This is a genomic window from Blautia sp. AM47-4 (assembly GCF_003479865.1).
Classification (GTDB): Bacteria; Bacillota; Clostridia; order Lachnospirales; family Lachnospiraceae; genus Fusicatenibacter; species Fusicatenibacter saccharivorans.
Genome location: NZ_QUHY01000014.1, coordinates 70,856 through 84,763, shown reverse-complemented (window position 1 = coordinate 84,763; position 13,908 = coordinate 70,856). Strand labels below are relative to the sequence as shown.

16 protein-coding genes are annotated in these 13,908 nt (G+C 48.5%); 12 read left to right on the top strand and 4 right to left on the bottom strand.

Features of this window, described 5'->3' with window-relative positions:
- Positions 1 to 28 precede the first annotated feature (28 nt).
- The 3 genes from DW965_RS10835 to DW965_RS10825 all read right to left on the bottom strand — a co-directional run bounded on the left by DW965_RS10835 (position 29) and on the right by DW965_RS10825 (position 2,435).
- Positions 29 to 430 (bottom strand): GNAT family N-acetyltransferase, encoded by a 402-nt coding sequence (locus tag DW965_RS10835; RefSeq protein WP_119198386.1) that lies wholly within the window; start codon positions 428 to 430, stop codon positions 29 to 31.
- A gap of 130 nt (positions 431 to 560) precedes the next feature.
- On the bottom strand, positions 561 to 1,079 hold the full coding sequence (locus DW965_RS10830) for a peptidylprolyl isomerase (protein ID WP_055227969.1): 519 nt from the start codon (positions 1,077 to 1,079) through the stop codon (positions 561 to 563).
- A gap of 147 nt (positions 1,080 to 1,226) precedes the next feature.
- Positions 1,227 to 2,435, bottom strand: coding sequence for an aspartate kinase (locus tag DW965_RS10825; protein ID WP_022462245.1), 1,209 nt, complete (start codon positions 2,433 to 2,435; stop codon positions 1,227 to 1,229).
- A gap of 245 nt (positions 2,436 to 2,680) precedes the next feature.
- On the opposite strand from DW965_RS10825, the gene tsaE reads away from it, so the two are divergent.
- The 5 genes from tsaE to DW965_RS10800 all read left to right on the top strand — a co-directional run bounded on the left by tsaE (position 2,681) and on the right by DW965_RS10800 (position 5,961).
- The gene (gene tsaE, locus DW965_RS10820) at positions 2,681 to 3,100 is read left to right on the top strand and encodes a tRNA (adenosine(37)-N6)-threonylcarbamoyltransferase complex ATPase subunit type 1 TsaE (protein WP_022462246.1); all 420 of its coding nucleotides are present in this window, start codon (positions 2,681 to 2,683) and stop codon (positions 3,098 to 3,100) included.
- A gap of 119 nt (positions 3,101 to 3,219) precedes the next feature.
- Positions 3,220 to 3,972 carry a tRNA (adenosine(37)-N6)-threonylcarbamoyltransferase complex dimerization subunit type 1 TsaB gene (gene tsaB / locus DW965_RS10815; RefSeq protein WP_118659319.1) on the top strand — a complete coding sequence of 251 codons (753 nt, stop codon included), beginning with the start codon at positions 3,220 to 3,222 and terminating at the stop codon, positions 3,970 to 3,972.
- Positions 3,969 to 4,424: a ribosomal protein S18-alanine N-acetyltransferase gene (gene rimI / locus DW965_RS10810; protein WP_118659320.1), complete on the top strand. Its 456-nt coding sequence runs from the start codon at positions 3,969 to 3,971 to the stop codon at positions 4,422 to 4,424. The genes tsaB and rimI overlap by 4 nt, the downstream gene beginning before the upstream one ends.
- 168 nt (positions 4,425 to 4,592) lie before the next feature.
- Positions 4,593 to 4,835, top strand: coding sequence for a hypothetical protein (locus DW965_RS10805; RefSeq protein WP_022462249.1), 243 nt, complete (start codon positions 4,593 to 4,595; stop codon positions 4,833 to 4,835).
- A 46-nt stretch (positions 4,836 to 4,881) separates the two neighbouring features.
- Positions 4,882 to 5,961 carry an alpha/beta fold hydrolase gene (locus tag DW965_RS10800; RefSeq protein WP_119198385.1) on the top strand — a complete coding sequence of 360 codons (1,080 nt, stop codon included), beginning with the start codon at positions 4,882 to 4,884 and terminating at the stop codon, positions 5,959 to 5,961.
- Here the strand turns inward: DW965_RS10800 and DW965_RS10795 are convergent.
- The gene (locus DW965_RS10795) at positions 5,954 to 7,042 is read right to left on the bottom strand and encodes an MFS transporter (protein ID WP_118659321.1); all 1,089 of its coding nucleotides are present in this window, start codon (positions 7,040 to 7,042) and stop codon (positions 5,954 to 5,956) included. The genes DW965_RS10800 and DW965_RS10795 overlap by 8 nt on opposite strands.
- Before the next feature lie 354 nt (positions 7,043 to 7,396).
- Between DW965_RS10795 and DW965_RS10790 the strand changes: the two genes are divergently transcribed.
- The 7 genes from DW965_RS10790 (at position 7,397) to DW965_RS10755 (ending at position 13,907) form a co-directional block, all read left to right on the top strand.
- The gene (locus tag DW965_RS10790) at positions 7,397 to 8,533 is read left to right on the top strand and encodes an aldo/keto reductase (protein WP_243036613.1); all 1,137 of its coding nucleotides are present in this window, start codon (positions 7,397 to 7,399) and stop codon (positions 8,531 to 8,533) included.
- Between the two features lie 388 nt (positions 8,534 to 8,921).
- Complete coding sequence (locus DW965_RS10780) at positions 8,922 to 9,878, top strand: substrate-binding domain-containing protein (RefSeq protein WP_118595001.1); 957 nt, start codon at positions 8,922 to 8,924, stop codon at positions 9,876 to 9,878.
- Between the two features lie 188 nt (positions 9,879 to 10,066).
- Entirely contained in the window at positions 10,067 to 10,921 is an 855-nt protein-coding gene (gene pstC / locus DW965_RS10775) for a phosphate ABC transporter permease subunit PstC (protein WP_022462254.1), read from the top strand.
- A complete protein-coding gene (gene pstA / locus DW965_RS10770) occupies positions 10,911 to 11,813 on the top strand; it encodes a phosphate ABC transporter permease PstA (protein WP_243036612.1) in 903 nt (300 codons plus the stop codon). The genes pstC and pstA overlap by 11 nt, the downstream gene beginning before the upstream one ends.
- Positions 11,814 to 11,833: 20 nt before the next feature.
- Entirely contained in the window at positions 11,834 to 12,586 is a 753-nt protein-coding gene (pstB, locus tag DW965_RS10765) for a phosphate ABC transporter ATP-binding protein PstB (protein ID WP_022462256.1), read from the top strand.
- 1 nt (position 12,587) lies between these two features.
- Positions 12,588 to 13,232, top strand: coding sequence for a phosphate signaling complex protein PhoU (gene phoU / locus DW965_RS10760; protein WP_022462257.1), 645 nt, complete (start codon positions 12,588 to 12,590; stop codon positions 13,230 to 13,232).
- A 3-nt stretch (positions 13,233 to 13,235) separates the two neighbouring features.
- Positions 13,236 to 13,907: a winged helix-turn-helix domain-containing protein gene (locus DW965_RS10755; protein WP_022462258.1), complete on the top strand. Its 672-nt coding sequence runs from the start codon at positions 13,236 to 13,238 to the stop codon at positions 13,905 to 13,907.
- The last annotated feature ends 1 nt before the right edge of the window (position 13,908 follow it).

Here is a 13,908-nt window from a genome sequence, read left to right as displayed (position 1 = left end):
AGAGCTATGCGAAATGGAAGATTAAAAATCACAGGGTGAACCAGTAACGCTCCAGTGTTTTGTTTTCATCGGCACGATAAGCGGTGCCGTCGAACCGGCCGCCATTTTTCAGGATCGTTCTGCGGCTTCCCTCGTTGGTATCCAGGCAGCAGACCAGAATTTCGGAAAGGCCGAGGCTTTTGCAGTACGGCTGCACATTTTTCAGCATCCAGGAGGCATAGCCTTTTCTGCGTTCCGACGGGCGGACGGAGTAGCCGATATGGCCGCCAAAGGTGCGCAGAAAATCGTTCAGGTAGTGGCGCACCTGAATCATGCCGACAAGGCGGTTGTCTGATTTGCGGATGCACAGAAACTGTGTTGCGAGAACCATGCCCTCCGGCAGAGTCTCCTCTCTGGTATACCGCATGGTATCTTCAAGATACGCCTTCATATCATCAAACCGGCGAAGCGGTCCGCAGCGTCCATGGAATCGCTGTTTTCCAGAAAATCGTTCCGGTAGGCGGCGAGCTCGGCGAAGTATTCCTCCGACGGTTCAACTAACATCAGTTCATCGTTCATCCTTAGCATTTCTCCGGTTCCGGATACTCGACGCCGAAGGTCTCAACGGTAACGGTAGCCATTCTCTGCGGCTGCAGCGGTTTGTCGCTGTAGTCGGTGTTGACAGATGCGATTTTATCTACGACTTCCAGGCCTTCTGTTACTTTTCCGAAAGCAGCGTATGCGCCGTCCAGATGCGGAGCAGCTTTGTGCATGATGAAGAACTGGCTTCCTGCGCTGTCCGGGAACATGGTACGTGCCATGGAGAGAACGCCTGGGGTGTGTGCGAGGTTGTTCTCAAATCCGTTCTGGGAGAACTCACCCTTGATGCAGTAATCCGGGCCGCCGGCGCCTGTGCCTGCAGGATCTCCGCCCTGGATCATGAATCCCGGGATGACGCGGTGGAAGATCAGGCCGTCATAGAAGCCTTTTTTTACCAGACTGATGAAGTTGTTTACGGTGTTCGGGGCGATTTCCGGGTAAAGCTCTGCTTTCATCACATCGCCGTTTTCCATAGTAATTGTAACGATTGGGTTAGACATCATTGTTTTCCTCCTGATTTTTAAACGATTTCTTGATAAGACGTAAGCAGCCATTTTTCGAAGAAAAATGGGCGGATTACGAATGTTTTGATGATTGCTGGAGTGCAAAGCACGCAGCAATCTGGTATCAAAGGGGTCCCCCCTTTTTCAGACACGCTCCAGGAATGTCTCATGGATCGCACGCATTGCCTGATCTGCGTATGCTTCGTCGATCAGGGCAGTGATGCGGATTTCTGAGGTGGTAATCATCTCGGTATTGATTCCTGCATTGGCGAGCGCGCCGAACATTTTGGCAGCCACGCCCGAATGGGAGCGGACACCGGCTCCGATGACGGAAATCTTTGCCACGTTCTCATCATAATCCAGCTTTTTGATGCCGAGCGAATCCTTATTGTCGTTCAGCACATCGATCGTGCGCAGCATATCCGGCTTTGCAACGGTAAAGGAAACGGACTTTGTGCCGTCCTTTCCGAGTGACTGGATCATGACATCGATGTTCAGATTGTTCCGATCCAGTAAATTTAAGAGGCGGAACGTGCTCTCCGGATCGTTGCCAAGGCCTGCAACACGGATTTTTGCCACATTTTTGTCGGCAGCCACGCCGCTGATTAACATTTTTTCCATTTTGGTTTTCTCCCTTACCATCGTTCCGGAATTCCGGTTCAGACTGGAGCAGACCAGAAGTTCCACGCCGTATTTTTTTGCGATTTCCACGCATCTGCTGTGAAGGACTTTTGCGCCGAGCGAAGCCATCTCCAGCATTTCATCGTAAGTTACCTCTTCCATTTTGCGCGCATTCGGTACAATCCGCGGATCTGCGGTGTAGACGCCGTCTACATCCGTGTAGATTTCACAGACATCCGCGTGCAGCTCTGCAGCGAGGGCAACCGCAGTCGTATCGGAGCCGCCGCGTCCGAGCGTTGTGATATCATCGTATTTGTTGATCCCCTGAAAGCCGGTGACAATGACAATTTTGTTGTCATCCAGCTCTTTACGGATGCGCTCGGTGTCGATCCGTTTGAAGCGCGCGTTCTGATAATCGGAGGTCGTGTGCATCGGTACCTGCCAGGCATTTAAAGAAACAGCACTGACGCCCATCTGAATCATGGTTATGGCCATCAGGGAAACGGAAACCTGTTCACCGGTGGCAAGAAGCATATCCATCTCGCGGCGGGACGGTTTTTCCGTAATCTGTTTTGCGGTTGCAATCAGTCCGTCCGTCGTTTTTCCCATCGCGGAGAGAACGACAACGACCTGGCTTCCGGCCTGCTGTTTTTCGATGCAGCGCTGTGCTACATTGCGGATGTGCGCAAGATCTGCGACGGAGCTTCCGCCAAATTTCATTACAGTCAGCATAACAGTTTTGATCTCTTTCCTTTTTGATTTACGCGGACAAAAGCGCAGAGCGTGTTTTACCGCGTTTTCCGGGCCGAAAAAACAGGAGTGGGACGTTTTTGGGCCGCGAAACTCTGATACATAGTATAGCGAAAACAGATAGAAAAAGCAAGGAAAAGCACAAGGAAAAGCGGTTTCGTTCTGCGGTTGTATTACCTTTTTGTTTGTGTTAAAATGATAGGCAGAAAAAGAGGAGAAGAAAGCATATGATCATAGAAACAAATTCTGCGTCGGAGACGCTTGCCCTTGGCGAAAAGCTGGGAAAAGCGGCGAAGCCTGGCCAGATTTATACATTAAACGGAGACCTTGGTGTTGGAAAAACCGTTCTGACGCAGGGCTTTGCAAAAGGACTTGGCATCACAGAGGCAGTCAACAGTCCCACATTTACCATTATTCAGGAATATACGGAAGGACGTCTGCCATTTTATCATTTCGATGTTTACCGGATCGGTGATATAGAAGAAATGGAAGAAATCGGATACGATGATTATTTTTTCGGTGAGGGTGTCTGCCTGATCGAATGGGCAGAACTGATTGAAGAGCTGATCCCGGAGGGTGCGATTTCGATTACGATAGAAAAAGACCTCGAAAAAGGGTTTGATTACCGGAAAATTACGGTGGAATAAAAGAAAAAAAATCCTGAATGTGGTGGAAAAACAAAAGGAAATCGTAAAGATTCCTGTTTCCGGCAGACTGCCAAAATGAGTTGCACAGGAAGGAAATATCGGAAAGGAAATAAAAAACTATGAAAATACTTGCACTGGACAGCTCCGGCCTGGTGGCTTCGGTGGCTGTTGTTGAAAATGACACACTGCTTGCGGAATACACCGTAAATTATAAAAAAACACATTCCCAGACTCTGCTTCCGATGCTGGATGAAATCTCGAACATGACAGAGCTGGATCTTTCGACGATCGATGCGATTGCAGTTGCCGGAGGTCCGGGCTCGTTTACCGGTCTTCGCATCGGTTCTGCAACAGCCAAGGGACTTGGTCTGGCACTTGAAAAACCACTGATTTCCATTCCAACGACGGCGGCAATCGCGTACAATATCTGGGATACTGACAAATTTGTCTGCCCGATCATGGATGCGAGAAGAAACCAGGTCTATACCGGAGTTTACTGCTACACGGATCATCGTCTCGATACGGTCTGGGAACAGGATACGATGAGCATTGAGGCACTGGCTGAGGGCCTGAATTGTCTTGACCATGAGGTTATTTTCCTGGGGGACGGCGTTGCGGTTTACCGGGAAAAATTGCAGGAGCTTCTTACAATTCCGTTTTCGTTTGCACCGGCGCACGTGAACCGCCAGAGAGCGGCCGCAGTCGCAGCACTGGCTGAGGTTTATTATAAAGAAGGAAAGATTCAGACGGCCGAGGAGCATGAGCCGGAATACCTGAGAAAATCGCAGGCGGAGCGTGAAAGAGCGGAGCGGGAATCCATCAAACACGCCGATGTGCTGAAAAAACAGAAAAACGGAGAGAAGAGCGAATGATCACAATCCGGGAAATGCAGATCGACGATCTGGAGCAGGTGATGCCGATTGAGGAGGCAAATTTTTCGATTCCGTGGACAGAAACCGGATTTTTTACCTTTCTGATCCGTGACGACGCACTGTTTCTCGTTGCGGAGGAGGACGGCGAAATTTTAGGATATCTCGGAATTCTGATTTCGTTTGATGAGAGCGAGATTACGAATGTCTGCGTGGCAGAAAAGGCGAGACGGCGCGGAATCGGACGCGCGCTGATGGAGGAACTGTTCCATCGGATGCAGGAGAGAAAGGTGCGCGTGATTCATCTGGATGTGCGCCTTAGCAATACGCCGGCGCGGAATCTGTATGAGAGTCTTGGCTTTGTGCAGGACGGCCTCAGGAAGGGGTACTACGATCTTCCGAAGGAGGATGCGGTGCTGATGAGCCGGACGGATGAATCGGTTCCGAAGAGGTAGAGAGAAATTGTTATTGTATACGCATTTAACGCACAGGACTTTCCTTTCATTCCCAGTAGGAATGGCGGGAAAGATGTGTTACAATCGACAGGACACAGGAGAATCTGATTTCTGTTTTGTGTCAGGAACGAAGAAAGAAACGTTTTTTGATACACGGGAGGAAGAAAAATGCGGAAATACAACAAAAACACAAATGAGCTGGAAGCGGCGGTGTGTAACTGCTGCGGAAAAAGCATGAAAATACAGAATGGAATGCTGCTGGAGGGGATCTGCTCGGTCGACACGACGTGGGGGTACTTTTCCGGGAAGGACCTGGAAAAGCATGAGTTTGATCTGTGCGAGGAGTGCTACGATCGGATTACATTGTCGTTTGCGGTTCCACCGGAAATTTCGGAGGACACGGAGGTTTAGAATTTCGGGCAGTTCGGCATCGTTCTGGAAGAAAGGGGAAGGTGCAATGCAAAGAGGTTTTACGATTCAGTCGAAGGTGGATGGACTGATGCTTGACGGGCTTGTGGTGGAGCCGGAGGAGGGCGTACAGCGGACGGCGCTTCTGCAGCTCAGCCATGGAATGAGCGAATACAAGGAGCGGTATCTGCCGTTTATGGAGTTTATGGCGGAACACGGTGTAGTGTGTGTGATTCATGATCACCGCGGGCACGGAAAGAGTGTGAAGTCGGAGCAGGATCTCGGATTTATGTACGGCGCAGGCGGCGCAGGGCTTGTGGAGGATCTGTTTCAGGTTACGGTATGGGCAAAAAAAGAGTACCCGGATCTGCCGTTTATTCTGATGGGACACAGTATGGGATCCCTGGTTGTGCGCACGTATGCGAAGGAGCATGATAGGGAGCTGGATGCGTTGATTGTGTGTGGTTCACCGAGCAAGAATTATCTGCGGCCGCTGGGTGCGGCTGTAGGACACGCAGAAGCGGCGGTGCTCGGGGATGAGCATCGGAGCAATCTTCTGGAGGCGATGTCGTTTGGATCGTTTGCGGCGCGGTTTGCGGATGAGAAGAGCCGGTTCGCCTGGTGCTGTTCGGACCCGGAGGTGGTGCGGGAGTATGAAGAAAACCCACTCTGTGGCTTTACGTTTTCGGATGATGCTTTTTTTGCGCTGAATGACCTGCTGAAGGAGACGTATGGATTCCATGGATGGCATTGCACAAACCGGAAGCTGCCGGTGCTGTTTTTGTCCGGCGGGGATGATCCGTGTTATGTGAATGTGCGGCGCTTTAAAAAATCCATTGACCATATGCGGCTGATCGGGTACCGCAATGTCAGAGGAAAGCTGTATCCGGGAATGCGGCATGAAATACTGAATGAGAAAGAGAAGTACCGCGTGTATGGCGATGTCTGGAAGTGGTTGAAGAAAGAAAAAGTGGTGGGGAATGTGGAGGGGGAAGCACACCCCCGCAGACCCCGGACGGCGCTCTGGCAGGGAGCGGCGGTGTTTGATCATTTTTTGAAAAAAACGCTCATCAGCAAAAAACTGATGAGCGTTTTTTTCAATGTAAGTAAATTTTTGACGATCACATGATCCATCCAAATACGGTGGAAAGGACGATCATAATCATAGAAAAGACAAACGAGTTCACCGACATCAGCGTCGCCCGCTGCCTGGACGGGATCATGTCATTGAGCAGAATATCGGTCCGGACTTCAAGAAAATCATCGGAAAAGGATCCGATAAATCCGCCGAAGACCATAAGGGCCGGCAGTCCGGTAAAGCTCATAAGAAAGGCGAAAAGTACACCGATCGTGCCAAACAGCAGAATCGCGCGGTAGCGGTATTTGTGAAAGTATGCCGTCATCCGCGATCCCAGTGCCGCGCCGAGTCCCATCACGAAGAGGGCAGGTCCAAGCAGCGCGCTGTTCATGCCGGTGAGTGGCAGCTTCGCCTGTAAAAAGAAGAGAACCAGCGTAGAAACGGCACCGATGAGTGCGTTCACCAGCATAATATTTCTTGCTTTTTTCTCACAGACAAGAAACTGCCAGCTTTCCTGTACAACCGAAACGATTTCCTGTCCAACAGGATAATGGACTGGTGTTTCGTCCGTTTTTATTTCCACAAGGTGGAATGAAACGCCAAGCGCAATCAGCCCGAAGAAGAGATCAATCGCATATGCGCGTCGGTATCCCAGCCACAGGGCAAGACCTGCGCAGAGCGTTGCGGTGGAATTGGTGATACGGTACAGCATCATTTCAGTAGAAGAAAAACGGGCATAAAATCCTTCGTTCCCGTTCTGCTTCAGACTGTCATACGCAAGTGCCTCCCGTGTGCCGGATGCAAGGTTATAGCTGAGCGCACTGCATCCGAGAGCAAGCGCCGTTGTGGCAAAGCCGGTGGAAAAAATCATCAGCGTACCGGAAATCAGGGAGGCTATCTGACTTGCAATCAGCGTTTTCCGCCGCCCGAAGACATCGGCGACAATACCGGAGGGGAGTTCAAAGCAGAGGCTCACGATATGGAAAATACTTTCGAGCATCCCGATCTGCAACAGCGAAAATCCGCGGAGTGCGAGCAGTGCAATCCACGAAGCCGCCGCAATCTGAAAATAGCCGACCGTGGTCATAAGATATAAAGTTCGTATTTGTTTTCTGATAGTTTTCTCAGACATAAAAAAATCTCCTTGTCAAAATATAGTAAAATTTTGATTGGGAGATATGTGCGTTTTCTATAGAATTTTAAGAACTCAAAAAGTGAAGTTTACTTAAAAAAGAGCGCACTATCCCCATAAACAGCTGAAACATCGCCATTTGTGAGGTGAAGAAACTGGTTTTTCCAGATCATAGTGCTACTCCTTTTGTAATCATAATTTTTTATCAGAATACCACCGGAAACGGAAAAAGTCAAAGAAAAATTTTGACGAAAATAAAAAAAACTATTGACTTTCAAGTATACTTTAATGCTACAATTTTCTCAACAATACTGAGGAAACGAAGGTTTCCGCGGAAAGAAAGGGGATTTTATCATGAGTGTAGATGTAACAAAAATGCCGAAATTAGGATTTGGCATGATGCGCCTTCCGGAGAAGGACGGAAAACTGGATCTGGAGCAGATCTGTAAAATGGTCGATGCGTACCTTGCCTCCGGAATGAACTATTTTGACACCGCCTATATGTACTGCGGCGGAAAATCGGAGAGTATCGTGAAAAAAGCGCTGGTAGAGCGTCATCCGAGAGAAAGTTTTACTCTGACGACAAAACTCCCGCAGTGGATGATGGACGAGGGCATCGAAGGTCGTGACCGCATTTTCAACGATCAGCTCGCGCGCACCGGAGCAGGCTACTTTGATTATTACCTGCTGCATAGCGTAGAAGACGGCGCAAACTATGAAGGCTATGTGAAATACGACTGTTTCAACTGGGCCAAGAAGAAAAAAGAAGAGGGATTGATCAAACACTTTGGTTTCTCCTTCCACGGAACGCCGGAGCTGCTTGACAAGATTCTCTCCGAGCATCCGGAGGTCGAAATTGTCCAGATCCAGATGAACTATGCTGACTGGGACAATCCGCTGATCCAGTCCGGACGTCTGTATGAGGTGCTTCGGAAATACGATATGCCGTTCCTTGTTATGGAGCCGGTAAAGGGCGGTTCCCTTGCATCAGCAGGCAAAGAGATTGAAGCAGAGATGAAACGCGTTCATCCGGATGCATCAATTGCGTCCTGGGCACTCCGCTTTGCGGCTTCTCTCCCGGGTGTTGCAACCGTGCTCTCCGGTATGTCAAACGAGGAACAGATGGAGGATAATATCAAAACCTTCCGAAATTTTGTACCGTTAAATGAGGAAGAAAAAGCAGTGATCGCCAAAGCACAGGAAGCGCTGAAAAAGAGTCCGGCAGTTCCATGTACCGCCTGTCGTTACTGTTGCGACGGATGTCCGATGGGAATCGCGATTCCAGATGTATTCAAGGCATTGAATACCATCCGCCTGTATGGAGAAGAAGACCGCGCGAAAAATTATTATAAAAAGCTGCTGGAAACATCGGGAAAAGCAGAAGACTGCGTGCAGTGCGGTCAGTGTGAGAGTGTATGCCCGCAGCATCTGCCGATCATTGACCTGTTAAAAGAAGCGTCCGAAAAGCTTGACGTGCCGGTGACGGAATAAGAGGATTGCGAATATCCGCTTTTGCATATGCTTTAGAAAAAGGCTCCCCGATACTCTGAAAAAAGAGTATTCCGGGGAGCCTTTTTTTCTATGGGAAATCTTGTTGGAATTTCCTGCGGAGAAAAAGATCCTTTGGGCAGGATTGCACTGCGCGGAAAAAATGTGCCACTTGCGAGAGATGTGACGGAGCGGTTTACGACCGGAAAAATGGAATGTAAAAAAGAAAAAACTCATGTTTTACATAAACTTAACATCTCTGAGATTTTGCATTTTACACGCCGTTGTTATGATGAAACCTGTAAAAACGAAATGTAAAAAACGTCGGGATTGCGATTTTACAAAATAGAAATCACAAAAATCCCGTGTGAAAAGAGGAGAAAAGAATATTATGAAGAGAAAAGTAATTGCAATCACCTTAACCGCAATGATGGCTGCAGGAATGTTTGCAGGATGTGGAAGCAGCGACAGCAGCAGTTCTTCCACAGCAGACACTACAAAAGAGGCTTCTGCAGCAGAGACAGATGGCAGCACAGACGGTGACAGCACCGCAGCAGGCGGAGATTTCTCCGGACAGATCAGCGTGATCTCCCGTGAGGATGGTTCTGGTACCAGAGGTGCATTCATCGAGCTGTTCGGTGTAGAAGAGAAAAACGATGCAGGTGAGAAAGTAGACAACACCACCGTTGATGCACAGATCACCAACAATACTTCCGTTATGATGAGCACAGTGGCAGGTAACCAGTACGCAATCGGTTATATCTCTCTTGGATCCTTAAATGATGAAGTCAAAGCACTGAAAATCGACGGAGCAGAGGCAAGCGCAGAGAACGTAGAAAACGGTTCCTATAAAGTAAGCCGTCCGTTCAACATTGTAACAAAAGACGGTCTTTCCGCAGATGCGCAGGATTTCATGGACTACATCTTAAGCACCGACGGACAGCAGGTTGTTTCAGATGACGGATATATTGCAATCAAAGATACCAAAGCCTACGAAGGAAACTGCAGCGGTGAAAAGGTTGTGGTAGCAGGATCTTCCTCTGTAACACCACTGATGGAAAAATTAAAAGAGGCTTATACAAAAGTAAATTCAAACGCTAACATCGAAGTACAGCAGAGCGATTCCACAACAGGTATCACTTCCGCAAGCGACGGTCTCTGCGACATCGGTATGGCATCCCGTGACTTAAAGGATGAGGAGAAATCCTCAGGGCTTACCGCAACCGTAATCGCAACCGACGGTATTGCTGTCATTGTAAACAAAGAGAACCCGACCGACGGGCTGACCAGCGATCAGGTAAAGAGCATCTATGTTGGCGACACAACCGACTGGGCAGATGTAAAATAAAGAATGTATAAAGCAATGGAAAAAGAAGTAAGGGCGAACAATGGAAAATCGCTCTTACTTCCGTATCCGAAAATGTTCAGAAAAAGAAGCTGTCTTTCGGAACGTGCTTGAAAAAGCAGTTCGTAAGAAAAAACGAAAGTCTTTTTCAAACACGCTCCGCGAAACAATGAAAGGAAAGGATTTATCTTATGAAACTAAGAGAAACGATCATGAAACTTGTATTCCTGATTGCGGCATGCTGCTCCGTACTGGCTGTTGCACTGATCTGCATTTTCCTGTTCATGAATGGCGTTCCTGCCATTTTTAAAATCGGACCGCTGAAATTTTTGACCGGTACCGTGTGGAAACCGGGAAACAACATTTTCGGTATCCTGCCGATGATTGTCGGCAGTATCTGCGTGACCGGCCTTGCAATCCTGATGGGTGTGCCGGTTGCCATTCTTACTTCGGTGTTTCTTTCCCGTTACTGTCCGAAAAAGTTTTACGGCATCTGCAAATCAGGTATTAACCTGATGGCCGGTATTCCGTCTATCGTATATGGATTTTTCGGACTGGTTGTGATCGTCCCGTTGATGGCACAGCTGACAGGCAAAAACGGAAACACAATGCTGACGGCATCTATTCTTCTGGCCGTTATGATTCTTCCGACCGTGGTCGGTGTAACAGAATCCGCCATTACAAGCGTTCCGGAATCCTACTATGAAGCAAGCCTTGGCCTTGGTGCAACGCATTCCCAGAGCGTTTTCTTTGCAGTTGTCCCGGCGGCAAAATCCGGAATCCTGGCCGGCATCGTTCTTGGCATCGGACGCGCCATCGGAGAGACGATGGCAGTGATTATGATTGCCGGAAACCAACCTCGTATGCCAAAAGGAATCACAGAAGGCCTTCGTACCATGACAGCCAATATTGTACTGGAGATGGGATATGCATCCGGACTTCACCGGGAAGCGCTGATTGCAACGGGTGTTGTGCTGTTTGTCTTTATCCTGCTGATCAATTTATCGGTGTCTATGCTGAACCGGAGGGTACATTATGGTGATTAAAGGAAATGGAGCTGTAAATACAATGGAAGCTGTAAAAATAAATACAAAAGAAAAAGAAAGAACAAAGGTTACGTATCACAAAAGTGTTTTTTCCTCCGTGCTGACCGGAATTACCTGGGGAGCAGCTATTCTTGCACTTGCCGTTCTGGTTTTCCTGGTTGGATTCATTCTGATTCGTGGCGTGAAAAACCTGACACTGGAGCAGTTTGCCTGGACCTATAATACAGAGAATGTTACGATGCTTCCGGCGATCATCAACACTGTTACGATGACAGTACTTTCCCTGCTGCTTGCTGCGCCCCTCGGCATTTTCTCGGCGATTTATCTGGTTGAATATGCCAATAAACGCGGAAAACTGGTTGGCCTGATCCGGATTACGGCAGAGACCCTTTCCGGTATTCCGTCGATCGTTTACGGTTTGTTTGGTATGCTGTTTTTTACGAAAACCCTGAAAATGGGATACTCGATGATGTCCGGTGCCTGTACCCTTGCCATCATGATTCTTCCGCTGATTATGCGAACAGCAGAAGAAGCCTTAAAATCGGTTCCGGATTCTTATCGGGAAGCAAGCTTTGGATTGGGAGCCGGAAAGCTTCGTACGATTTTTAAAATTGTTCTTCCATCTGCCGTACCCGGCATTCTTTCCGGTGTCATTCTTGCGACAGGCCGTGTCGTAGGAGAGACGGCAGCACTTCTTTTCACAGCAGGAACGATTGCAAAGGTGGCAGGCCTTATGGATTCCGGCCGTACCCTTGCCGTTCATATGTATGCACTTTCCAGTGAAGGCCTCTATATGAATCAGATGTATGCAACCGGCGTCATCCTGATGCTGATCGTCCTTCTGATCAATGGCTGTTCCGGAATGATTGCGAAGAAAATTGTAAAGAAATAAAAGAGAGACGAGGAAAAAACATGAGTAAAATAGATGTATCCAATATGGATCTTTATTACGGAGACTTTCATGCCTTAAAAAATATCAATCTGAGCATTGATGCCAATGAGGTGACGGCTTTTATCGGACCTTCCGGCTGTGGTAAATCGACCCTGTTAAAATCCATCAACAGAATGAATGATCTCGTTCCGGGCTGCCGGATCACCGGTGAAATGTTGCTGGACGGAGAAAACATCTACGGCGGGAAAATGGATGTCAACGGACTCCGCAAACGGGTCGGTATGGTATTTCAGAAGCCAAATCCATTCCCGATGAGCATTTACGACAACATCGCCTACGGACCGAGAACTCATGGTGTCCGTTCCAAAGCGAAGCTGGATGACATTGTGGAACAGTCTCTTCGACAGGCAGCAATCTGGGATGAGGTGAAAGATCGTTTGAAGAAAAGCGCACTTGGCATGTCCGGCGGACAGCAGCAGCGTCTTTGCATTGCGCGTGCCCTTGCTGTACAGCCGGAGGTTCTTCTGATGGACGAACCAACCTCAGCACTGGATCCGATTTCTACTTCCAAAATCGAAGATCTTGCGGTAGAACTGAAAAAAGATTATACTATTGTCATGGTAACACACAATATGCAGCAGGCAGCCAGAATTTCCGACAAAACCGCATTTTTCCTGTTAGGCGAGGTAGTAGAATACGGAGAGACCGAACAGATCTTCTCCATGCCGAAGGATAAACGGACAGAGGATTACATTACAGGGAGGTTTGGCTGATATGAGGGAAAGATTTGAGCAGCAGATGGAAATTCTGCACACGGAGCTGATTGAGCTTGGCGCACTCTGCGAGCAGGCAATCGGACGGACATATGAGGTTCTGCTGGAGGGAAACCAGAGAGCGGCAGAAGAGATTATCAAAAAAGACCAGGTTGTCGATGCGAAAGAACGGGAGATCGAGGATCTCTGCTTCCGCATCATTTTACAGCAGCAGCCGGTAGCACGTGATCTGCGCCAGGTATCTGCGGCATTAAAAATGATTACCGATATGGAGCGGATCGGAGACCAGGCAGCGGATATTGCGGATATCGTAAAAGTAACGAGTCTTGGTGTGCCGGATGCAAGCATCCGTCTGAAGGATATGGCGAAAGCAACAGCTTCTATGGTAACAAAATGCATCGATGCATACGTTAAGCAGGATCTGAAGCTTGCACGGGAGGTTATCGATTTCGATGATATCGTGGATGATCTTTTTGATGAGGTCAAGGATGAAATTCTGCAGGGTATGCGAAAGGGAATTACCACAGATGTCCAGTCTCTGGACTATCTGATGATTGCAAAATATTATGAAAGAATCGGTGACCATGCAACAAACATTGCGGAATGGGTTGTGTACTCCATTAACGGTCACCATAAAGGGGAATAACAGATGATCTACTGCGTGGAAGATGAAAGAAATATACGGGAACTGATCGTATACACACTGGAATCGAGCGGTTTTACCGCAAGAGGCCTGGAAAGCGGAAAAGAGCTGAATGCAGCTATTGCAGAACAGCTTCCGGATCTGATTCTCCTGGATATCATGCTTCCGGGAGAGGATGGTCTTGAAATTCTTTCACGCCTCAAGGCATCGGAAGTAACAAAGGAAATTCCGGTCATTATGGTAACGGCAAAGGGCGCTGAGTATGATAAGGTCATGGGCCTTGACTGCGGAGCCGATGACTATATTACCAAGCCGTTCGGCATGATGGAATTTATCGCAAGGGTACGTGCCGTGCTGCGCCGTGCCGGAAAAGAAGAGAAGGAAAACGATGTGCTGGAGACCGGGGATCTGCAGATCCAGGTGAAACAGCATCAGGTTCTGGCCAAAGGGGAGAAGGTTACCCTGACCTTAAAAGAGTTTGAACTGCTGAAATTTTTAATGGAAAATAAAGGAATTGTCCTTACGAGAGACCGTCTGCTCGGCCATGTCTGGGGCTATGATTTTGACGGAGAAACCCGTACGGTAGACGTTCATGTGCGTACACTCCGCCAGAAGCTGGGCGAATGCGGCGAGCTGATCGAGACGGTCCGCGGCGTGGGATACCGGATAGGAGGCTGAG

Coding starts and splice junctions, on each gene's coding strand:
- DW965_RS10835 (WP_119198386.1), bottom strand. CDS start 430: ATGAAGGCGTATCTTGAAGATACCATGCGGTATACCAGAGAGGAGACT.
- DW965_RS10830 (WP_055227969.1), bottom strand. CDS start 1,079: ATGTCTAACCCAATCGTTACAATTACTATGGAAAACGGCGATGTGATG.
- DW965_RS10825 (WP_022462245.1), bottom strand. CDS start 2,435: ATGCTGACTGTAATGAAATTTGGCGGAAGCTCCGTCGCAGATCTTGCG.
- tsaE (WP_022462246.1), top strand. CDS start 2,681: ATGATCATAGAAACAAATTCTGCGTCGGAGACGCTTGCCCTTGGCGAA.
- tsaB (WP_118659319.1), top strand. CDS start 3,220: ATGAAAATACTTGCACTGGACAGCTCCGGCCTGGTGGCTTCGGTGGCT.
- rimI (WP_118659320.1), top strand. CDS start 3,969: ATGATCACAATCCGGGAAATGCAGATCGACGATCTGGAGCAGGTGATG.
- DW965_RS10805 (WP_022462249.1), top strand. CDS start 4,593: ATGCGGAAATACAACAAAAACACAAATGAGCTGGAAGCGGCGGTGTGT.
- DW965_RS10800 (WP_119198385.1), top strand. CDS start 4,882: ATGCAAAGAGGTTTTACGATTCAGTCGAAGGTGGATGGACTGATGCTT.
- DW965_RS10795 (WP_118659321.1), bottom strand. CDS start 7,042: ATGTCTGAGAAAACTATCAGAAAACAAATACGAACTTTATATCTTATG.
- DW965_RS10790 (WP_243036613.1), top strand. CDS start 7,397: ATGAGTGTAGATGTAACAAAAATGCCGAAATTAGGATTTGGCATGATG.
- DW965_RS10780 (WP_118595001.1), top strand. CDS start 8,922: ATGAAGAGAAAAGTAATTGCAATCACCTTAACCGCAATGATGGCTGCA.
- pstC (WP_022462254.1), top strand. CDS start 10,067: ATGAAACTAAGAGAAACGATCATGAAACTTGTATTCCTGATTGCGGCA.
- pstA (WP_243036612.1), top strand. CDS start 10,911: ATGGTGATTAAAGGAAATGGAGCTGTAAATACAATGGAAGCTGTAAAA.
- pstB (WP_022462256.1), top strand. CDS start 11,834: ATGAGTAAAATAGATGTATCCAATATGGATCTTTATTACGGAGACTTT.
- phoU (WP_022462257.1), top strand. CDS start 12,588: ATGAGGGAAAGATTTGAGCAGCAGATGGAAATTCTGCACACGGAGCTG.
- DW965_RS10755 (WP_022462258.1), top strand. CDS start 13,236: ATGATCTACTGCGTGGAAGATGAAAGAAATATACGGGAACTGATCGTA.